This window comes from Mesorhizobium sp. B3-1-9 (assembly GCF_006439595.1).
In the GTDB taxonomy this organism is placed as follows: domain Bacteria; phylum Pseudomonadota; class Alphaproteobacteria; order Rhizobiales; family Rhizobiaceae; genus Mesorhizobium.
In genome coordinates this window covers 260,451-279,620 of sequence record NZ_VFTJ01000008.1, presented here as the reverse complement: position 1 = coordinate 279,620, position 19,170 = coordinate 260,451, and the positions used below count along the sequence as shown (strand labels likewise).

The window sequence follows — 19,170 nt, the reverse complement described above, 5'->3', positions numbered from 1 at the left end:
TCGAAAGCACCAATAGCCATGACCCCCACACAAGCGTTCCGCAGATATTGCGACCATTTCATCGCCGGCGATGCCGAGGCGATCGCTTCAATGTTCACCGATGATGGGGAGTTCATCGTACCCATGGCCGACAAGCCGGCTAAAGGCCGCGCCAGCATCGAAAAGGAGATGCGGCAGGCGGCCCTCAGCCAAAAGAACATACAGGTGGAGGTCACTGCGGCGATCGACGCCGGTGCGACCGGTTTTGTTGAGGCCAACTACTCCGCAGAGGTTGTCGGGACCGGCGGCAAGCTTGATGGCACGCCGCATCGCGTCGATTTTCGCATGGTCGGCGAGATCACGCTCGTCGACGGCAAGATCAAGCGGCTTGCGGAGTACCTGGACCGCCGACCGATCTTCCCCGAAGAGCGCCAGCGGGTCTTCACCGTCAATCGACTCTCGCCCTATTTCGGTAAGTCCGTGGAAGAGGGCTGCATGGAGTGGATGGTCTACAACAACATGCATTTCCCGATGATCTACGGGCGAATGCCCTTCCAGGAATACGACACCCTTCTCAATGGCGTTACGCTGTGGGATGTCGGCCTTGAGCGGCAGACCCAGCTCAAGGGTCCCGACGCGCTGCGGTTCATGGACTATCTGTCATGCCGGGACATGTCCACCATGAAGGTCGGCCAATGCCGTTACACATTGCTGACCGACGAGAACGGTATCTGCTTGTGCGATCCGGTCGTGCTGCGTCCATCGGAAGACACGATCTGGATCTCGCACGGAAACACCGACATCACGCTTTGGGCGCGCGGCATCGTGATGGGCTCGGACTGGAAGGTGGAAGTGTCCGAACCGGACATCGCCCCCATGCAGATTCAGGGCCCGCTCTCCATCGAGGTCATGAAGGCGATATGCGCGGACCCGGTCTGGGAGTTGAAGAACTACACATGCATGCGGACAACGGTGCTCGGCAAGGATGTGGTCGTTTCGCGCACGGGCTGGAGCAGCGGCGAAGGCTTCGAAATCTATCCCCTGTCGTCCGTGGGCGCGACCGACATCTGGGACGCGGTCAAGAAAGCGGGCGAGCCTTACGATATCATGGTCATGGGCCCCAACATCTTCCGCGCGCTCGAGCGGGGCGTGACCGACATCAGCTACTACACCAATTCGGGCATGAACGCGCTTGAGGATCTTGGCAACAAATTCGTCCATCTCGACGTCGAGGCCGATTTCATAGGCAAGGATGCGCTGAAACGGATCAGGGCCGATGGCGTCAGGCGCAAGTCGGTTGGCCTGTTCATCGAAGGACCGGTTCCGCGCATGGAGTGGTTCTGGGATGCCAAGGACGCGAGAGGCAATCCCGGCGTCGTGCGATGGGCGGCGCACTCATTCGCGCTCGACCGCAGCCTCGGTATCGCGCTGGTCGATGCCTCGGTCGAAGTCGGCGATGTGATCGAAGTCAGCCACCCGCTCGGCGTCGTGAAGGCCGAGGTCACCACGGTTCCGTTCGTTGGCAAATCGTCCTGAGCGCACAGGCATCGTACCCGGGAGAGAGCGATGAACGATTTCTGTCACATCATAAACGGCGTGCAGGTCACGGCGCGCAACCATTTCAACGTGTACAACCCGTCGACGGCGGCGATCGCAGGCAGAGCTCCTGAGGCAGAGAAAACGGATATCGACAACGCAGTCTCGGCGGCGCGGGCGGCGTTCGAAGGCTGGAGCAGGACGTCGAATGAAGTCCGCAAGAAGGCCGTTCATGATGCCGCCAATGCCATCGAAAAGCATCTGGAAGAGCTCGCGACACTGCTGACCCTGGAACAGGGTAAGCCGCTTGGCGGGATGGGCTCACGCTTCGAACTCGCAGGCGCCATGGCCTGGACCCGTTACACCGCGGACCTCGAACTTCCGGTGCAAATCCTTCAGGACAACGATGAAGGCCGCGTCGAGCTCCATCGAAAGCCGCTCGGCGTGGTCGGCTCTATCACCCCCTGGAACTGGCCGCTGATGATTGCTTGCTGGCATATCATGCCGGCGATCCGCGCTGGCAATACCGTCGTCGTCAAGCCGTCGCCCTACACGCCGCTGTCAACCATCCGTATGGTCGAAATTCTTAACGGGTGCCTGCCGGCTGGCGTGGTCAACGTCGTCGCCGGCCAGGACAATGTCGGCCACCTGATCTCCGAACATGCCGGCATCAGCAAGCTTGTCTTCACGGGCTCGACATCGACCGGCAAGAAGGTGATGCGGTCGGCCTCTGATACGCTCAAGCGCCTGACTCTCGAGCTTGGAGGCAACGACGCGGGCATCGTCCTTCCAGATGTCGATCCGGCCGCGATTGCCGAAGGGCTTTTTTGGGGCGCCTTCATCAACAGCGGACAGACCTGCGCTGCCATGAAACGGCTTTATGTGCACGCCGACGTTCATGACGCAGTCTGCGAGAACCTGGTTTCCTTTGCCGCAAAGGTCACGATGGGCGACGGCATGGACGAGGCCAACTTGCTGGGACCAATCCAGAACAGGGCCCAGTTCGACAAGGTGACGCGGCTGGTGGAAGACGCCAAGACGCGTGGCGGGAAAGTTCTGCTCGGCGGAAGCGCCAAGGAAGGCCCAGGCCACTTCTATCCGATCACCCTTATCTCCGGCCTCGCCAATGGGGATCCATTGGTCGATGAGGAGCAGTTCGGCCCCGTCCTGCCGATCATCCGCTATGCCGACGTCAACGATGCGATCCGAGAGGCCAACAACAGTGTGAACGGCCTTGGTGGCTCGGTATGGTCCAGGGATGTCAGGGAAGCCAAACGGATCGCATCGCACCTCGAATGCGGCTCGGTCTGGATCAACAAGCACGGCGCCATCCAGCCGAACGCACCGTTCGGGGGCGTCAAATCTTCCGGCATCGGCGTCGAATTTGGCCAACTTGGACTTGAGGAGAACAGTTCGGTCCAAGTCATCTTTTCATGACTGCAGCTAAAGATAAATCAATAAAATACGAAGAGTAATCTCCCTATCAATTCAAACCAGCTGAAGCGTAATCGAATTGCCAAGTATAATGGCGGAATTTTTGGGATTTATGGCATTCCAGACCTCTGGTCGAGCGGGTAAAGTCAGGCTGAGAGCTTGTTTCGCTCGCTGGGCGGAGGCGCGGCGCCTTCACATTACGCCCACGACTCACCCGCGGATCAATCATGCCGAGCGTCGCTCGGCGGCGACCTTCCCCATAATTGCTCCATTGTCGTTATTTTATCAATCGTTACGAAGGGCTTGGCCAAGGCCCGCGCCGAGACATCTCATCCGCCTGCGAACCCGGCTTGTGACTCCTCACGGCCGAGCCAGTCGCTCAATCGAGCCTGGGGAACATTCAGCAGACCTCGTGATTAGGCGGCTTCCGGGCCCATCACGGTCTGGAAGTCCAGCAATTGCGGTCACAAACGAAAGGCGGCCATCATGGGTTTTTTCTCGAAGGACATCAAAACGTTGGACGACCTGTTCGTTCACACGCTTCAGGACATCTACTATGCGGAGCAGCAGATCCTAAAAGCGCTGCCAAAGATGATCGAGAAGGCTTCAGACGGCAATTTGAAGGCTGGGTTCGAGAAGCATCTTCGCGAAACGGAGGGCCATGTCGCGCGGGTCGAAGAGGTCTTCGAGATGCACGGCCAGAAGATTAAGGCGGTCGATTGCCCTGCGATCGACGGCATTCTCGAGGAGGCCGACGATGTCAGCGCCGATGTCGACGACAAGGAGGTTCTCGACGCTGCTTTGATCGCGTCGGCTCAAGCCGTCGAGCACTACGAAATGACGCGCTATGGAACGCTGATAGCGTGGGCCAAGCAACTCGGCCGAGACGACTGCGCCGCTGTCCTGGCCGAGACCCTCAAGGAAGAGAAAGCGGCTGACGACAAGCTGTCGGAAATTGCCGAGCGCAAGGTCAATGCCATGGCGGCGGAATGACAGGCCACGCGGCTCCGCCGCTCAACTCTCCGAGGAAGGCAGGAAGGGAACTTTGCTTTGATTGCCGGTTACGCCGGGTGTGTTAACATTTGTTATGAGCAGGCCCGTGCGTCGACACACCGTGATCCCGATAGAAACCCAAACCGCGGCTCCAAAGCGTTCAACGCTCGATGGGGAACTGCTTGCCGCGTTTGAGATCGTCGCAGACGAGCCAGCGCCTGAGCGGCTGGTTGAGTTGGCACGGGAATTGGAAGCGGCTGCTCGGATGGCGAAAGCCGACGGCAAGCTGCACTGACAAAACTTCAAGGTCGCACCGCCAGCCGGGTTAAATCCCGTCTGGCGGTGTTGGAGGCTTCTGGCGTCAAAGCTTGAGAGCATAGATGCCCGCTTTAAAAATCTGCTTGCCGAGCTCACGCCGAAATGGATGCGCAAACTGCGGCGGCCGGCTGGTGCTATGTCGCGCAAGCCGCGAGAGATTGCACACGGCGTCAAGCGCGATCCTGGCTTCGAGGGCGAAGATCGATCGCCAAGTAAAGACAGCCCTCGAAATTTTTACAGCGGCTGAACATCGATTGAGGCCGCAACAGGAACCTACCTGTTCGCGGCGCATTAGCCTTGATCATCCAATCCAAGCTATCCTCCAGGAGGCGTTTTTGCGGACGATGAATTCCGGCTCGTCAGCCCTCCAAAATGAGGCGACGATCCTCGATCTGATCCCAGCTTTGAGAGCTTTTGCGCGCACCTTCTGTAGAGACAAGACCGACGCAGACGATCTCGTGCAGGAAACTCTCCTCAAGGGCATAGCGCATATCGATCAGTTCGAACCCGGCACGCGAATGAAGTCCTGGCTGTTCACGATCATGCGCAACACCTTCTACACAAAGCACAAGGTCTATATGCGCGAGGCGCCAGGAGCGACCGACTGCGCATCGGCCCGTTCAATCAGCTATGGCGACCAGGAATGGCATATCCGCAGCCAGGAGGTTCACGCCGCCATCGGCAAATTGCCGCCCCAGCAGCGCGAGGTCCTGGTGCTGATCGCCATCCTGGGCGTGAGCTATGAGGAAACAGCGAGCATCTGCGGTTGCGCCATCGGCACGATCAAAAGTCGGTTGAACCGAGCACGCATGTCATTGATTGAAGACCTGGGGGAGACGTCTCCAGCCGCCGCCGTGGATACTTCGTCCAATGTTGCGGTGCCTTCCTGGTCGTCCTCCAGCCGGCGCTAGAGCAATTTCCAAGAAAAGTGCGCAGCGGTTTTCTGTCCGGAATTGCGTAAAAACAATGAGTTGGAGCAGTTCGGCGATTCTATCAAACGCTGAACTGCTCCAAGTGCAAGAATGCATTACGCTTTGTGGAACAGACCGCCTTCCATCGAGTTAGTCGCAGACACACGATTGGAAACCCCAATGGCATACGCTGCCGAAACTCCCTCACCGGAAATCGTCGAACGGGAACGGTGCGCGGCCATGGCCGAGGCACAGGCAATGGAATTCGAACGCATCAAGATGTACCCGGTGGCGCGCGCGATGCGTGCCTTGGCGCGTCGCATCAAGGAGTCCGGCTTGCCGATGCGCTTCCAGTCGCAAACTGCTTCCGGCAGCATCGAACGTGCCGCCATTTGATGGCCGTGACTTGAGCGACCTCGCACCGATTTCGGCGAAGGCCATACACATTTGCGTCGACATGCAGCGGATGTTCGCGCCGCCGGGTCCTTGGGCGGTCGAATGGCTGCCCGCGATCCTGCCGCAGGTGCAGAGGCTGGTTGGCAAGCGGCCCGAAGCCACCATCTTCACCAGGTTCATCCCCGCGAGAAATCCCGGCGACGGCCACGGCCAGTGGAAGCAGTATTATGAGCGTTGGGCGCAAATGACGATCGCAAGGGCAGGCAAGGAAATGATCGAACTGTTGCCCGAGCTTGCCGTTCATCTGCCGCCGGCGCGCTTGTTCGACAAGCCGATCTATTCGCCATGGCTAAGCGGCGAACTGTCGGGCGTGCTCCAGTCCGAAGGCGTCGAAGAGATCATCGTCAGCGGTGGCGAGGCCGATATGTGCGTTCTGGCCACGCTGCTGGGCTCGATCGATCTGGGTTACCGCACCATCCTTGCCGAGGACGCCATCTGCAGCACGTCGGACGAGGCGTATGAGAACATCCTCAAGCTTTTCACCAAGCGCTACTCGCATCATGTCGAGGTGGCGCCGGTGGAAGCCATCCTCGAATGCTGGCAGTAGGCGACCCATTGATAGGCCGCGCCGTCTGAACGGCAAGCTCCATTTCCACCCGGGAACATTTCGCGGCGACCTCAGTGGTCGGACTTGAGCATGCCGACCCGAAAGAGATTAAGGTGAAGCTCGACCGTTGGAAAAGGAGACGGGACTCGAGAGTTGAAGAGAGCAGGCGGCGAGAAATCAAGGAGTTATGGATGATGCGTTTTTTTCGAAATAACGGCCTGCTGATCACCGTCTTCGCCATCTTCGTTGCATGTCTGGTCGGCCAGGCAATCTCGGGCTATTTCGCCAGCCAACAGGACAGGGCGATGCATGGCTTGGCGAACCAGTCCTTTGCCTCGTTTCTCGGATCCGGTGAATTTCAGGAAAGCGTTTTCGAGAACTGGGAAAGCGAATTCCTGGAAAAATGGGCCTATGTTTTCCTCACCGCTTATCTGGTGCAGCGCGGTTCGGCAGAGTCCAGGGATCCCGATGCGGACTCACCGGAAAACGAAGATCCCGCCAGACATCGCGAAGAGCCTGATGCCCCCTGGCCGGTAAGGCGCGGTGGGATCATTCTCTGGCTCTATTCGCATTCGCTTGGAACAGCGCTCTTTCTGATCTTCGTCGCGACCTTCGTCTTCCATCTTTGGCAAAGCACGCGCCACGCGGCAGAAGAAGCCGCGCTGCATCACCAGCCGGCGGAGACCATTCTGGCGCATCTCGTTTCCGGGCAATTCTGGTTCGAAAGCTTTCAGAACTGGCAGAGCGAGTTTCTGTCGACGGGCGTCCTGGTGCTGCTGGCAATCTGGCTGAGGGAGCGCGGCTCCCCGGAGAGCAAGCCTGTGCACGCGCCGCATGCGAAAACTGGCCATTGACAGCAGCGACCATCACTCGCCCCGATCGGCTGGCTGTCTAAGCTGGCGACGGTCTTATCGACTGAATGGACATGCCGCTGGCCTCAACAACCTATGTCAAGGCAGGGCCTCAATTGCCGTGCAACATAGGCTGGCCTTTGTGCCCTCCCTTGGGATAGGCCCGGCCTGCATTCCTGTGTCACAAATGAGATCGCAGGCCGGGCTTTGCGCCAGCTTCATCCGCGTGGGCTCATGGGCGAGCGTCATCCCGGTATGACCACCCGAACCGGAACCGATTTCGCCGCTGGCACGTGCGCCTTTTCGGCCCGATGCCAGAGCGGGATGAGCGGATTGAGCTCGGGATAATAGCCGGCGCAATCGCCGCGCGGAATTGAGTAGGGCGTAACGCGAAGACCGCGCACCCGTCGTTCGACACCGTCATCGGCCGCGGACTCCAGGTCGATCACCTCGCCGTCATGGAGGCCCAGACGTTCGATATCGTGCGCGTTCATCAGCAGCACCATCCGCGTCCCGCTGATGCCGCGAAGGCGATCCCGGTAGCCGTAGATGGTGGTGTTGAACTGGTCGTTGGAGCGAACCGTGATCAGTGTCAGCGCATCCGACCGCGAGACGTCGATGTCGGGATCCGTTTCGAGCATCGTCGGCGGCTTGAAGTTCGCTTTCTTGTTGGGGGTCTGCCACACCCGCTTGGAGGCCTTGATGTCGCGATGAAAACCGCCCGGCACCAGGAAGCGTTTGTTGAAGTCCTTGAAGTGGTCTGGATAACAACGTTCGATTTCGTCGCGCACGCGCGAATAGTCGGCCACCCATTCATCCCAGGGAATTGAACTCCTTCCCGCGACCGTCGCCTTGGCGAGCTCGGCGACGATCTTTGGCTCGGAGAGCAGACTGGGTCCGGCCGGCGGGCGATAGCCGAAGGAACCGTGGATGCAGGCTGTGGAATCCTCCATCGAGACATGCTGCTCGCCGGTAGCCTGCAAATCCTTCTCGATGCGTGAGAGACAGGGCAGCAAATAGGTGACCGCTCCCGGTATCAGGTGACTGCGGTTCAGTTTCGTGGCGATCTGGACATGCAATCTCAGGTGCCGCCAGGCGTCTTCGACAAGTCCGGTTTCCGGAACGGCCCGCACGAAGTTGCCGCCCAGTCCGATGAACCCCTTCACCGAGCCGTCGATCACGCCTTCGCATGTTTCGACCGTGTCGCGCCCTTTCTCGCGCGGCGGCTCGAAATTGTAGAATTCGGCGAACTTGTCGAGGGGGACAAGTTCCGGCTTTTCGGAGATGCCGACGGTGCGTTGGCCCTGGACGTTGGAGTGGCCGCGAAGCGGCGACACGCCGGCGCCGGGCTTGCCGACATTGCCGCGCATCAGCAGCAGATTGCAAAGCATGTGGACGTTCTCGGTCCCGTGCCGGTGCTGCGTAAGGCCCATGCCGTAATTGCCGATGACCGCCGATGCCTTGCTGTAGATCTCAGCCACATGCTCCAGATCGGCGCGCGCAATGCCCGAACGCGCTTCGATCCTGTCCCAGGATGTGCGGCGCAGATAGGCTTCGAACGCATCGAAGCCGTGTGTATGTTCCTCGATGAAAGCCGTATCGAGGACACGCGGCGCGCCAGCATTCTTTGCCGCGTCGTCGAGCGCCAAAACGGCCTTCGCAATGCCCGTCATGGCGGCGATGTCGCCGCCGCCGCGAATCTGGAAGAAGTCGCTCGACATCCTGGTGCCGGCGCCCGGCGAAAGCATTTCAACCGGGCTCTGTGGATTCTTGAAGCGCTTCAGGCCGCGCTCCGGCAGCGGATTGAAGGTGATGACGGGTATGCCACGCTGGCGCGCCTCCTCGATCGGGTGAAGCAATCGCGGCGCGCTCACGCCGGTGTTGTGGCCAAAGAAGAACATCAGGTCGCAATGGCTGAAGTCCTCCAATTGCACGGTGCCGACCGGCGAGCCGATGGACTCGGGCAGGCCGACCGAAGTCGACTCGTGGCACATGTTGGAGGAGTCCGGCAGATTGCCTGAGCCGTAGATGCGCGCGAAAAGCTGATACATGAACGACGCCTCGAGCGAGGCGCGGCCCGAGGTGTAGAACACGACCGATCTCGGATCGAGCTTGCGGAGCTCCTCGCCGATGTCGCGGAACGCGGCCTCCCACCCGACCGGCTCATATTTGTCGGTGACCTCGTTGTAGCGCATCGGTTCGAGCAGCCGGCCCTGCTTCTCAAGGTCGTGATCGGGCCAATCGAGCAGCTCGTTGACGGAGTGGGCAGCGAAGAACTCCGGGCCGCAGTGCCGTTTCGTCTGGTCCCAGATCGTGGCCTTGGCGCCGTTCTCGCAGAATTCAAACGGGCGCGGCTCGGCGGGCTTCGCCCAGGAGCAGGAGACGCACATATAGCCGTCGGCCTTGTTCTGCTTGAGCAGCGTGCTCCAGATGCCCGACATCAGCAAGCCTTCGCCGCGTGCCTTGCGGATCAATGATTTGAGGGATCCCCATCCGCCGGTCGGATGGTTGTACTTGCGGATTTCGACATGATCGGTGGTGGAGGGATTCATGGTGGTGCTCGGCTCGTATTTGCTTTGATCTCCAACCCGCACGGTTTCACAATGTTCCAGCCTCCACCGCCATGAAGATGCCGCTGACGGCGGAACAACACCGGATCGCCGCTGTTTACCGAAACAGGTGGAAGAAGATAAAAAGCCGGAGCGACGGTTGATGGCCAATGACGAGTTGCCGGGAGTGCTGGCGACGCTGCCTGTGATCGACGCAAAGGCGGAGCCGACGCTGAAGAGCGCCGAAGCGGAAGCCTTCTATACGCACGCGATCCGCGAACTTGCTGCCACCGACATCCCTTTCCTGGTCGCCGGAACCTACGCCGTCAGCGCCTATACCGGCGTCGTGCGCCAGACCAAGGACCTCGATATCTTCTGCAAGGCCGGCGATTGTCCGCGTATCCTCGCCCATTTCAAGGATATCGGCTACGCGGTCGAGATCGAGGACGACCGCTGGCTGGGGAAGGTCTTCGAAGGCCCGCATTTCTTCGATGTGATCTTTGCTTCCGCCAACGGCACCATGCAGGTCGAGGACCAGTGGCTGGAGAATGCCCGCCAGGTCGAACTCTTGGGCAACCGGGTCCGCATCATCGGGCCGACCGAGCTCATCTGGTCGAAATGCTTCATCCAGGACAGGGGCCGGCACGACGGCGCCGACATCGCCCACACCATCCTCAAGGCGCATGAGCAGATCGACTGGCAAAGATTGCTGTCCTATCTCGACACCCACTGGGAGGTGCTCTTGATGCAGGCGCTGAATTTCCGGTGGATCTATCCCAGTGAACGCGACCACATTCCCGACTGGCTGCTGGACAATCTGGTCGAGCGGCTCGCCAGGCAGCGGCAATTGCCTCCGCCGAGGATGAAGATCTGCCGTGGCCGCCTGCTGTCGCAGGTCGACTATGAGATCGACGTCAAGGAATGGGGTTTTGCGGGCGTCGGCGGCGTTGGAGAATTCCGCGATGGCTGAACGAAGCAAGGCAGATCGCAAAGCGAGCGGCAACGGCAAAGTCAAAGTCGCTGCCGTGGGCGATCTGCATGTCCAGGAAGATGCGCAGACGTCCTACCGCGATCTGTTCGGCGAGGTTTCGCGCGAGGCCGACATTCTCGTGCTTACCGGCGATCTCACCAACCTCGGCAAGCCCAAAGAGGCCGAGCTTCTCGCCGAGGACCTGCGGGCCTGCTCGATCCCCGTCGTCGCCGTACTCGGCAACCACGATTACGAATCCGGCTGTGTCGACCAGATCGCGGCGACGCTCCGCCAGGCCGGCGTCTATCTCCTCGACGGGCAGGCGACGGAACTGATGGATGTCGGCTTTGTCGGCGTCAAGGGTTTTGTCGGCGGCTTCGGCTCGAGGATGCTCGGCTCTTTCGGCGAGCCGGCAATCAAGGCCATGGTGGCCGAGAGCGTCAATGAAGCGATGCGGCTGGAGAACGCCATGCGACAGGTCCGCGCCAAGCGCACGCTGGTGGTTCTTCACTATGCGCCGATCCCGGAGACGGTCGCCGGCGAGCCGCCGGAAATCTTCCCGTTCCTCGGATCATCCCGCCTTGCCGAAACGATCGACCGGTTCAAGGTGAGCGCCGTTGTGCATGGCCATGCGCATCGCGGCAGCTATGAGGGCCAGACCCCCGGCGGTGCCAAGGTCTACAATGTCGCCATGCACATCACGAAGCCGACGGGCCGGCCCTACGCGCTGCTCGAAATCTGAACTGGCTGGCGACCGCACCTAGACCTCGTCGAAACGACTGCCTTCCTTGGAAGGATCCTTCGACAGGACGCGTTCCTCCTCGTCGTCGGGCAAGGCTTCGTCGCTGTCCTGGAAGGGGTTGTCGTCATCTTCCTCGGGAAGATCTCCTTCCGCTTCGGCGTCATCCTGCGGGTCGCCGTTTACGGCAACGCTGTCCGGCAGGATTCTGCCACCCTCAAGAGCGTCCCAATCCTGCTGCTCGATGGTCGGGGCTTCGGTTTCTTCGGTCTTTGCCGGCCGCTGTTTGTCGCGCGGGTCCATGACGTTCTCCAATACTGAGCTTCGACTGGAGAACCCGCCGCAAGACGAGTTGTTCCGCTTCTTGTTCGCCGCGGAACGCCGTCGACCGGGAACGGCAGCGCGCCTTGTGACTTATCGTGCGGAACCGGGAACTTTCATGCCTCGCAAGCTCGATCTCAGAAGCGGCACACCTATCTGGGCTGCCTATCGCTCAACTGCGGTGCCGGCAGACCGCCTGACCCGAGATGTAAAAACCGACATCCTGATCGTCGGCATGGGCATCAGCGGCGCGATGATGGCCGAAGCGCTGACCCGCGATGGCCATTCCGTGATTTGCATCGACAGGCGCGGGCCGCTGAAAGGGTCGACGGCAGCCACGACGGCGCTTGTCCAGTTCGAGATCGATCAACCGCTCATCAGGCTGTCCCGGATGATCGGAGGCGATGCCGCTCGACAGGCTTGGCGACGCTCGCGACTGTCGTTGCTCAACCTGCGCGGACGCATCGCGGAACTCGATATCCGCTGCCGGGCGGCGGATACGCCATCGCTTTACCTGGCCGGCAATAGGCTCGATGCGTCGGACCTGCGCCGCGAGGCGGAGGCACGCCGCGAGGCGGGCATTGGAGCGTGCTTGCTAACGCGAAAAAAACTGAGAGAGGATTTCGGGATAGGTCGCGCCGCAGCAATTCTGAGCCATGGCAATCTGGCGCTCGATCCGCGCCAATTGACGTCCGGACTGCTGAGCGCGAGCCTGCAACGCAAGGCGCGGTTCTATGCGCAGGCGGAAGCGACTGCGATCAAGGACAATCGGCTCGGCGTGACGGTGGCGACCCGAGATGGCCCTGTGATCAAGGCGCGCCATCTTATTCTCACAACCGGATACGAACTGCTCGACATCGTGCCGAATACCGGCCATCGCATCATCTCCACATGGGCGATCGCGACGCGCCCGCAGCCGAAAAAACTCTGGCCGCTCGCGGCCATGATCTGGGAGGCTTCCGATCCGTACCTCTATCTCAGGGCCACATCCGACGGCCGCGTGATCTGCGGCGGCGAAGACGAGGAGTTCACCGACGAAGAACGGCGCGACGCCCTGACCGCGCAAAAGACGGATCGTCTTGAGCAGAAACTCGGGAAGATGTTCCCGCAACTGGACACAGCGGCGAACTTCGCCTGGGCAGGCTCATTCGGCGCCACCGGAACCGGACTGCCGATCATCGGCGGCGTGCCGGGGCATCCGCGCGTTCATGCGGTGATGGGCTATGGCGGAAACGGGATCATCTTTTCCCAGATCGCGTCCGAGATCATCTCGGCGTCCATCGCCGGCAAAGATGACGCGGACGCAAGTCTGTTCGCGTTCAAGACATGATCCTGCAGACTTTGTAGCCGCCGGCAGGTTAGGCTACTCGATCTGCTCGAACGTGCACTGGCGCGGCGCTTTGTCGGGCCGCCAGCGCAAGAGCCTGGTGCCGTGGCGGAAGCGGTCGCCGGTGACATGGTCGAAACGAACCTCGACCACCAGTTCCGGCTTCACCGCCTCCCATTCGCCGCTGCGCTCTGTGCTCCAGCGGCTCGGTCCGCCGGGGGCCTTGCCGGTGAAGCCCGGCCCTCCGCGCAACGCCTCGAGCTTCGTCGTGAGCGCGGCGCGGCTCTCATTGGCAATGGTCGATGTGAAGCCGACATGATCGAGCTGCCCTTGGTCGTTGTAGAGGCCGAGCAGCAACGATCCGACCTGCCGCTTGCCGTTCAGATAGCGGAAGCCGCCGACCACACAGTCCGCCGTGCGCAGCCGCTTGACCTTGACCATCGCGCGCTCGCCTGGCCGATAAGGCTCGTCGAGCATCTTGGCGACGACACCGTCGGTCGAGCCGTGGCCGGCGCCTTGCAGCCATTGCCTGGCGGTGGCGACACTGGTGGTGGATGGCGACAGCCGGAGCCTGGCAGAGGGTACTTTGGCCAGGAAGGCCGCCAAAGCGTTACGCCGATCGCCCAAGGGGCGTTCGAGCGTGATCTTGCCGCCCGGGGCGACGAGCATATCGAAGAGGATCAACTGCGCCGGTGTCTCGATGCTCAGCTTGCGGATGCGGCTCTCGGCCGGGTGCAGCCGCATCTGCAACGCGTCGAAGGAAGCGCGACTGTCGATCTCGATGACGATCTCGCCGTCGACGACGAAATCCCCGGCATCGAGGCTTTGCATCGTCGCGATCAATTCGGGAAAGTAGCGGCCAAGCGGCTTGCCCGACTTCGCCCTTAGATCGACCGCCTTGCCGTCCTTGAAGGCAAGACAACGAAATCCATCCCATTTCGGCTCATAAAGCCAAGGGCCGTTTCCCTCCGGCAACACTTCCGCCGTTCGCGCTTCCATCGGTGGCGTGTCCAAGGGCAACGGGAAGCCGCTGTCTCGTGCCGTTACCATCGCTCTTCCGTGTCATGGTGTGGCAGGTCGATGCCGCAGCAGACCCAGCCGAGCCGCTGCGAGGAACCGTAATTGTGTCGTGGCTCAAGCTCGGCCGGATCGTCGAAGGTCCCGATATGCATCGCGATTTCCTGCGGGTTCGCGTCATAGGCAAGGGTAAGAGGCGTACCGCAGGATTGGCAGAAACTTCTCCGGGCGATTGGCGACGAGCGGCGACAGGTCGGTTCCACGGTCAGCCACGAGAGGCCGGCGACAGGCACCCAGCCAAGCACGGCGAAGGCGCTCCCGGTCGCGCGACGGCACATATCGCAGTGGCAATAATGCACGCGCGGCTCGCTCGTCAGGCGGTAACGGATATTCCCGCACAGGCACCCGCCATATCGCTCGACGGCTGCGTTTCGCGTAAAGACGTCCGGTTGTTCCATCAAGTCTGAACGCCTGATCGAAGATGCGGTTTCGGTAGCGCAGGATTTCACGCGTCAAGATCGATCAGGGCGATGCCGAGGGCTGGTCGTTTCGTGCGCCGCAAATGCACAGGCGATTCCGTGATCGTGACTTCCAGTGTCGGCTTCACCATGCCTTCGAGCAGATGTCCGCCGCGGGTCGATCCATCGCTCAGGCCAAGAACGGCATGGACATGCAAGCTCGCCTTGCCGCTGTCGTCGACGGCAACGTCGCCGATCGCGCTCAGCACCTCGCATTGTTCGGCGACCGGGATCTTGCGATAGGATTTCGATTGGAAGTCGAACCAGCCAACCGTCGCTTTTTCAAACGCGCCGATCGCCGTCAGGGAGGCGCCGGCAATTCCCTTCTGACCGGCAAATTCGGTGAGAGAGGCGAAGGCTTCCTCGCCCGGATCGAGCACGACCACGAATGTCCTTTGCCCGGGGGTCTCTGCGACCAGTTTCGATTTCATGATGCCCTTTGGATGTGCCGGTGGCTCTTGGGCAAGAACTCCTAATCAGGACGCATGTTCCAGTCTGTTGAGAGACCCAAGCGACGATCCAGCCGTCAACGGCGGAGTCACGCTTCCGTGAAGTGCCGCGGGTTTTGGGATGGCCAATTGGAACATTGGCTTCGTTGAAAGGTTAGCGCACGGACCCAGCCAGCCCAGGAGCGAGCCATGTCCCAGCCCTCAGCCCTATCCAATAATGGTCTCAGTCGAAGGCGTTTCATGGCAGGTTCGGTGTCGGCGGCCGCCACTGCGCCTTTGCTTGCTTCGCATGCACGGGCCGAAGCGCCGAGCGCAGCCCAGCCGAAACTGAGGCAACCAGCCGTCACGTCGTTGCGGATCAACAGGCAGGCTTATGAGTTGTCGCTCGATACGAGAACCAGCCTGCTCGATGCGTTGCGGGACCATGTCGGACTGACCGGCACCAAGAAGGGCTGCGACCATGGCCAATGCGGCGCGTGCACGGTGTTGGTCGACGGCAAGCGCGTGCTGTCCTGTCTGAGCTTCGCCGTGATGAACGACGGCAAGGACATCACGACGGTCGAAGGGCTCGCCTCCAGCGATGGCAAGTTGCATCCGATGCAGCAGGCCTTCATCGACCATGATGCTTTCCAGTGCGGCTATTGCACGCCGGGACAGATCCTGTCGGCGATCGGCTGCGTGAATGAGGGTCACGCGGAATCCGAGGATGACATCCGCGAATATATGAGCGGCAACATCTGTCGCTGCGCCGCCTATCCCAACATTGTCGCCGCTGTCCTGCAGGCACGCGATCAGATGAAGGGAGCGTGACATGCAGCCCTTCGTCTACGAACAGCCGACCGACATTTCCGCTGCGGTCGCGATCGCCTCACGCTTCACCACCAACAACGATCAGCCGACACGCGCGAATGCGCAGTTCATCGCCGGCGGCACCAATCTTGCCGACTATATGAAGCTCGGCGTTGCCGAGCCGAACCGGCTGCTCGATCTCAACCGGCTTGCCGATCCTGGTCTCAGGCAAATCCGGGTCACCGATAATGGTATCCGCTTCGGCGCCCTGGTGCGGATGGGCGAGGCCGCCGACCATGCGGAGGTCAAGCGCCGCTATCCGGTCATTGCCGACAGCCTGCGGCTGGCCGCGAGCGGCCAGATCCGCAACATGGCGAGCCTCGCCGGCAATATCCTGCAGCGCACGCGCTGCGAATATTTTCGCGAGACGTCCTGGCACTGCAACAAGCGCGTGCCCGGTTCGGGTTGCGCGGCAATGGAAGGTTTCAATCGGCAGCACGCGGTGCTCGGCGCGAGCGACGCCTGCATCGCCACCTATCACGGCGATTTCGCCCAGGCGCTGATCGCGCTCGATGCCGTCGTTCATGCCGAAGGCTCGCGCGGGTCGCGAAAGCTACCATTCGCGAAGTTGCATCGGCAGCCCGGCGACACGCCTTATATCGAGACCGACCTTGCGGCCGACGAGATCGTCAGCGCCATCGAAGTACCCGCTATCCCATGGGCGCGGCGCTCGCTCTATCTGAAGATTCGCGACCGCGAATCCTATGCCTTTGCGCTGGCTTCAGCCGCCATTGCGCTCGACCTCGACGGCGACAATGTTCGTGAAGCGCGCATCGCGTTGGGCGGCGTGGCGACGGTGCCTTGGCGCGCCCGCGCGGCCGAAGAAGCCCTGCAAGGCAAGAAGCTGGACGAGGCATCGGCAGGAGTTGCGGCGGATGCCGCCTTCGCCGAAGCACAACCGCGCCAGCACAACGCATTCAAGATCGAACTCGGCAAGCGAACGCTGGTGCGCGCGCTGCTCGAAGCCCGCGACATGGAGGTGTGACCATGGACACAGCTGCTCCAAGACCCAAAGAGAACCAGGGCGCACCGCTGCCGCGGGTCGATGCGCGCCTGAAAGTCACCGGGCAGGCGCACTATCCCGCCGACTTGCCCACCGCCAACATCGCCTATGGCGCGCTGGCCGCCAGCAGCATCGCCAAAGGCAAGGTGACGAAGCTCGATCTGGACAAAGCCCGCGCGGTGCCCGGCCTGCTCGACATCGTCACCTATGGCGACATGGACAAGGTCGATAAACCGAAATTCGGCAATTCCGGCGCCACCTCGATCGGCCCATTGCACGACCGTACGATCTTCCATGACGGGCAGATCATCGCGCTTGCCGTCGCCGAGACTTTCGAAGCGGCTGAAGAGGCGGCGCAGCTGATCCGCGCCGAGTATGAGGACGACAAGCCAACCGCGAGCTTCGACAGCCCTGGCACGAAAACCGTCCCGGCGGCCGGCAAGAGCCCATTGTTCAAGGAGGACGTCAAGGCAGGCGATTTCGACGCGGCTTACGCCGCCGCAGCGGTTAAGATCGACCAGCGTTATTCGACGCCTACCCAGCACCACAATCCGATCGAGTTGTTTTCAACGACCGCGTTCTGGGAGGGCGACCAGCTTGTCGTGCACGAGGCCTCGCAGAACGTCACCGGCTGGAAAGTCGAGCTCGCCCGGCAATTGAAGATCGATCCCGGCAAGGTGCGCATCGTCAGCCCTTTCATCGGCGGCGCCTTCGGCTCGAAGGGACCGATGACGCCTCGCACCGCGATCGTGGCCGTTGCCGCCAAGCGGCTCGGACGTCCGGTGCGTTGCGTGACCAGCCGCATGCAGGCTTTCGGCATTCAGACCTATCGGGCCGAAACGCGGCACCGCATCCGCATCGGCGCCGGCAAGGACGGCCGCATCACCGCTTTCGCGCATGAGGGCTGGGAGGTTACGTCGCGGCCGGACCTTTATGTCGTCGGCGGCACCTCGGCGACTGGCCGGATGTATGACTACGGTTCGGTGCTGACGCATGTCTCGCTGGTGCAGGCCGACCGCAACACGCCTGGCTATATGCGCTCGCCACCCGAAACCCCGTACGTCTACGCGCTGGAGAACGCCATGGACGAAATGGCGGTGGCGCTCGGCATGGATCCGGTCGAGTTCCGTCGCATCAATGAGCCGAAGACGGAGCCGATCGGCAAGAAACCGTTCTCCAGCCGCTCGCTGACCCAATGCTACGATCAGGCGGCGGAAGCGTTCGGATGGGCCAAGCGGGATCCCAAGGTCGGCGCGATGCGCGACGGCGACTGGCTGATCGGCATGGGCTGCGCCACGGCCATCTATCCGACTGCGGTAGCGCCATGCGCGGCACGCGTGCGCCTCACAGCTGACGGCGAAGTTCGGGTGCAATGCGGTTCGCACGAGATCGGCACCGGCGTGCGCACCGTGGCCGCTCAGATGGCGTCGGAGCGCCTCGGCGTCGGCATCGACAAGATCAGCGTCGAAATGGGCGACAGCAGCCTGCCTCCGGCTCCGGTCTCGGGCGGGTCGATCTCCACGGCCAGTGTCTGCTCGGCGGTGCTCAAGGCATGCGACGCGATCCGCACCAAGCTCTATGCCGCCGCGACCGCCGAGGGGGGTCCGCTGGCCGGTTCCCATAACGAGGAATTCGACCTCGCCGACGGAAAGATCATGGCAAAGGGCGGTGCGTCGGCCAAGGTCGAGGACGTCCTGAAGACCATGCAGGTCGGCGCCATCGAGGAATATGTCGAGTTTGCGCCGAAGGGCGCGACGCCCGAGGCGCTGAAGAAGCTCTATGCCGGCACGCCGGAGTTCCATGGCGCGGACCAGGACGAGGACTCCGTCAAATACGCCTTCGGCGCCGAATTCGTCGAGGTCCGCATCAACCGCTATACCAGGGAGATCCGCGTGCCGCGCATCGTTGGCGCCTTTGCCGCCGGCCGCATCATGAACACGCGCACCGCGCGCAGCCAGTTGATGGGCGGCATGATCTGGGGCATCGGCCAGGCGCTGCACGAGGCGACCGAAGTCGACAGTCGCTATGCCCGCTATGTGAACCGCGACCTGCAGGACTACCTCGTCCCGGTCAATGCCGACATCAAGGACCTGCAGGTGATCCTGGTGCCGGAGGTCGATCACGCCGTCAATCCGGCCGGGGTGAAAGGCCTCGGCGAGCTCGGCAATGTCGGCACGGCCGCGGCCGTCGCGAGCGCGGTCTACCATGCGACCGGCAAGCGCATCCGCGACCTGCCGATCAGGATAGAGCAACTGCTCGCCTGACCACGTCGGATGAAGATCTCCCCGGGAGAGACCAATGTTTCACATTGGCATATGGATGCTGCCTGTCGCGGGCATCCCTCTCATCCTCATTCTGATGTGGATGTATTTTCTCGCCAGGCGCCGAAGCCGACGGTTGGCG

The 19,170-nt window shown here is 61.6% G+C and carries 19 protein-coding genes; 14 read left to right on the top strand and 5 right to left on the bottom strand.

Going from position 1 to position 19,170, the window contains the following annotated elements:
- The first annotated feature begins 18 nt into the window (after nt 1-18).
- The 8 genes from FJW07_RS17435 to FJW07_RS17395 all read left to right on the top strand — a co-directional run bounded on the left by FJW07_RS17435 (nt 19) and on the right by FJW07_RS17395 (nt 7,028).
- On the top strand, nt 19-1,515 hold the full coding sequence (locus FJW07_RS17435; protein WP_140857792.1) for a nuclear transport factor 2 family protein: 1,497 nt from the start codon (nt 19-21) through the stop codon (nt 1,513-1,515).
- A gap of 30 nt (nt 1,516-1,545) precedes the next feature.
- Entirely contained in the window at nt 1,546-2,952 is a 1,407-nt protein-coding gene (locus FJW07_RS17430) for an aldehyde dehydrogenase family protein (RefSeq protein ID WP_140857790.1), read from the top strand.
- Between the two features lie 483 nt (nt 2,953-3,435).
- Nucleotides 3,436-3,942: a ferritin-like domain-containing protein gene (locus FJW07_RS17425; RefSeq protein WP_140703688.1), complete on the top strand. Its 507-nt coding sequence runs from the start codon at nt 3,436-3,438 to the stop codon at nt 3,940-3,942.
- A 106-nt stretch (nt 3,943-4,048) separates the two neighbouring features.
- Entirely contained in the window at nt 4,049-4,237 is a 189-nt protein-coding gene (locus FJW07_RS17420; protein ID WP_140703686.1) for a hypothetical protein, read from the top strand.
- A 367-nt stretch (nt 4,238-4,604) separates the two neighbouring features.
- Complete coding sequence (locus FJW07_RS17415) at nt 4,605-5,171, top strand: sigma-70 family RNA polymerase sigma factor (protein ID WP_226892236.1); 567 nt, start codon at nt 4,605-4,607, stop codon at nt 5,169-5,171.
- A gap of 180 nt (nt 5,172-5,351) precedes the next feature.
- Nucleotides 5,352-5,567: a hypothetical protein gene (locus FJW07_RS17405; protein WP_140857785.1), complete on the top strand. Its 216-nt coding sequence runs from the start codon at nt 5,352-5,354 to the stop codon at nt 5,565-5,567.
- 10 nt (nt 5,568-5,577) lie between these two features.
- On the top strand, nt 5,578-6,174 hold the full coding sequence (locus tag FJW07_RS17400; protein ID WP_226892177.1) for an isochorismatase family cysteine hydrolase: 597 nt from the start codon (nt 5,578-5,580) through the stop codon (nt 6,172-6,174).
- Nucleotides 6,175-6,368: 194 nt separating this feature from the next.
- Nucleotides 6,369-7,028: a DUF6766 family protein gene (locus FJW07_RS17395; RefSeq protein WP_140784335.1), complete on the top strand. Its 660-nt coding sequence runs from the start codon at nt 6,369-6,371 to the stop codon at nt 7,026-7,028.
- A 242-nt stretch (nt 7,029-7,270) separates the two neighbouring features.
- On the opposite strand, the gene FJW07_RS17390 is transcribed toward FJW07_RS17395, so the two are convergent.
- A complete protein-coding gene (locus tag FJW07_RS17390) occupies nt 7,271-9,577 on the bottom strand; it encodes an FdhF/YdeP family oxidoreductase (RefSeq protein ID WP_140857783.1) in 2,307 nt (768 codons plus the stop codon).
- 160 nt (nt 9,578-9,737) lie between these two features.
- On the opposite strand from FJW07_RS17390, the gene FJW07_RS17385 reads away from it, so the two are divergent.
- Both FJW07_RS17385 and FJW07_RS17380 read left to right on the top strand, forming a co-directional pair.
- Nucleotides 9,738-10,544, top strand: coding sequence for a nucleotidyltransferase family protein (locus FJW07_RS17385; protein ID WP_140857781.1), 807 nt, complete (start codon nt 9,738-9,740; stop codon nt 10,542-10,544).
- Nucleotides 10,537-11,286 carry a metallophosphoesterase gene (locus tag FJW07_RS17380; RefSeq protein WP_140640592.1) on the top strand — a complete coding sequence of 250 codons (750 nt, stop codon included), beginning with the start codon at nt 10,537-10,539 and terminating at the stop codon, nt 11,284-11,286. Before FJW07_RS17385 ends, FJW07_RS17380 begins: the two co-directional genes overlap by 8 nt.
- 18 nt (nt 11,287-11,304) lie before the next feature.
- On the opposite strand, the gene FJW07_RS17375 is transcribed toward FJW07_RS17380, so the two are convergent.
- Nucleotides 11,305-11,586 carry a hypothetical protein gene (locus FJW07_RS17375; protein WP_140640590.1) on the bottom strand — a complete coding sequence of 94 codons (282 nt, stop codon included), beginning with the start codon at nt 11,584-11,586 and terminating at the stop codon, nt 11,305-11,307.
- A gap of 136 nt (nt 11,587-11,722) precedes the next feature.
- Between FJW07_RS17375 and FJW07_RS17370 the strand changes: the two genes are divergently transcribed.
- Nucleotides 11,723-12,934 (top strand): FAD-binding oxidoreductase, encoded by a 1,212-nt coding sequence (locus FJW07_RS17370; protein ID WP_140640588.1) that lies wholly within the window; start codon nt 11,723-11,725, stop codon nt 12,932-12,934.
- A 33-nt stretch (nt 12,935-12,967) separates the two neighbouring features.
- Here FJW07_RS17370 and FJW07_RS17365 read toward each other — a convergent pair whose 3' ends face one another.
- From FJW07_RS17365 to FJW07_RS17355, 3 genes are read right to left on the bottom strand one after another with little or no spacing between them, the layout of a single operon-like run.
- Nucleotides 12,968-13,981, bottom strand: a complete 1,014-nt coding sequence (locus FJW07_RS17365; protein WP_140857779.1) for an ATP-dependent DNA ligase — start codon at nt 13,979-13,981, stop codon at nt 12,968-12,970.
- Nucleotides 13,975-14,406: a GFA family protein gene (locus FJW07_RS17360; protein ID WP_140857777.1), complete on the bottom strand. Its 432-nt coding sequence runs from the start codon at nt 14,404-14,406 to the stop codon at nt 13,975-13,977. Before FJW07_RS17360 ends, FJW07_RS17365 begins: the two co-directional genes overlap by 7 nt.
- A gap of 47 nt (nt 14,407-14,453) precedes the next feature.
- Nucleotides 14,454-14,897 (bottom strand): PPC domain-containing DNA-binding protein, encoded by a 444-nt coding sequence (locus FJW07_RS17355; protein ID WP_140857775.1) that lies wholly within the window; start codon nt 14,895-14,897, stop codon nt 14,454-14,456.
- A 258-nt stretch (nt 14,898-15,155) separates the two neighbouring features.
- Here FJW07_RS17355 and FJW07_RS17350 point away from each other — a divergent pair, with 258 nt between their 5' ends.
- From FJW07_RS17350 to FJW07_RS17340, 3 genes are read left to right on the top strand one after another with little or no spacing between them, the layout of a single operon-like run.
- Nucleotides 15,156-15,725 carry a (2Fe-2S)-binding protein gene (locus FJW07_RS17350; RefSeq protein ID WP_181175250.1) on the top strand — a complete coding sequence of 190 codons (570 nt, stop codon included), beginning with the start codon at nt 15,156-15,158 and terminating at the stop codon, nt 15,723-15,725.
- Between the two features lies 1 nt (nt 15,726).
- Nucleotides 15,727-16,749: a xanthine dehydrogenase family protein subunit M gene (locus tag FJW07_RS17345; protein WP_140857773.1), complete on the top strand. Its 1,023-nt coding sequence runs from the start codon at nt 15,727-15,729 to the stop codon at nt 16,747-16,749.
- Nucleotides 16,750-16,751: 2 nt separating this feature from the next.
- On the top strand, nt 16,752-19,031 hold the full coding sequence (locus FJW07_RS17340) for a xanthine dehydrogenase family protein molybdopterin-binding subunit (RefSeq protein WP_140703674.1): 2,280 nt from the start codon (nt 16,752-16,754) through the stop codon (nt 19,029-19,031).
- Nucleotides 19,032-19,170: the final 139 nt, after the last annotated feature.

What these genes read in the sequence shown, in the direction of transcription:
- FJW07_RS17435 (WP_140857792.1), top strand. Translation starts at nt 19, where the DNA reads ATGACCCCCACACAAGCGTTCCGCAGATATTGCGACCATTTCATCGCC.
- FJW07_RS17430 (WP_140857790.1), top strand. Translation starts at nt 1,546, where the DNA reads ATGAACGATTTCTGTCACATCATAAACGGCGTGCAGGTCACGGCGCGC.
- FJW07_RS17425 (WP_140703688.1), top strand. Translation starts at nt 3,436, where the DNA reads ATGGGTTTTTTCTCGAAGGACATCAAAACGTTGGACGACCTGTTCGTT.
- FJW07_RS17415 (WP_226892236.1), top strand. Translation starts at nt 4,605, where the DNA reads ATGAATTCCGGCTCGTCAGCCCTCCAAAATGAGGCGACGATCCTCGAT.
- FJW07_RS17405 (WP_140857785.1), top strand. Translation starts at nt 5,352, where the DNA reads ATGGCATACGCTGCCGAAACTCCCTCACCGGAAATCGTCGAACGGGAA.
- FJW07_RS17395 (WP_140784335.1), top strand. Translation starts at nt 6,369, where the DNA reads ATGCGTTTTTTTCGAAATAACGGCCTGCTGATCACCGTCTTCGCCATC.
- FJW07_RS17390 (WP_140857783.1), bottom strand. Translation starts at nt 9,577, where the DNA reads ATGAATCCCTCCACCACCGATCATGTCGAAATCCGCAAGTACAACCAT.
- FJW07_RS17385 (WP_140857781.1), top strand. Translation starts at nt 9,738, where the DNA reads ATGGCCAATGACGAGTTGCCGGGAGTGCTGGCGACGCTGCCTGTGATC.
- FJW07_RS17380 (WP_140640592.1), top strand. Translation starts at nt 10,537, where the DNA reads ATGGCTGAACGAAGCAAGGCAGATCGCAAAGCGAGCGGCAACGGCAAA.
- FJW07_RS17375 (WP_140640590.1), bottom strand. Translation starts at nt 11,586, where the DNA reads ATGGACCCGCGCGACAAACAGCGGCCGGCAAAGACCGAAGAAACCGAA.
- FJW07_RS17370 (WP_140640588.1), top strand. Translation starts at nt 11,723, where the DNA reads ATGCCTCGCAAGCTCGATCTCAGAAGCGGCACACCTATCTGGGCTGCC.
- FJW07_RS17365 (WP_140857779.1), bottom strand. Translation starts at nt 13,981, where the DNA reads ATGGTAACGGCACGAGACAGCGGCTTCCCGTTGCCCTTGGACACGCCA.
- FJW07_RS17360 (WP_140857777.1), bottom strand. Translation starts at nt 14,406, where the DNA reads ATGGAACAACCGGACGTCTTTACGCGAAACGCAGCCGTCGAGCGATAT.
- FJW07_RS17355 (WP_140857775.1), bottom strand. Translation starts at nt 14,897, where the DNA reads ATGAAATCGAAACTGGTCGCAGAGACCCCCGGGCAAAGGACATTCGTG.
- FJW07_RS17350 (WP_181175250.1), top strand. Translation starts at nt 15,156, where the DNA reads ATGGCAGGTTCGGTGTCGGCGGCCGCCACTGCGCCTTTGCTTGCTTCG.
- FJW07_RS17345 (WP_140857773.1), top strand. Translation starts at nt 15,727, where the DNA reads ATGCAGCCCTTCGTCTACGAACAGCCGACCGACATTTCCGCTGCGGTC.
- FJW07_RS17340 (WP_140703674.1), top strand. Translation starts at nt 16,752, where the DNA reads ATGGACACAGCTGCTCCAAGACCCAAAGAGAACCAGGGCGCACCGCTG.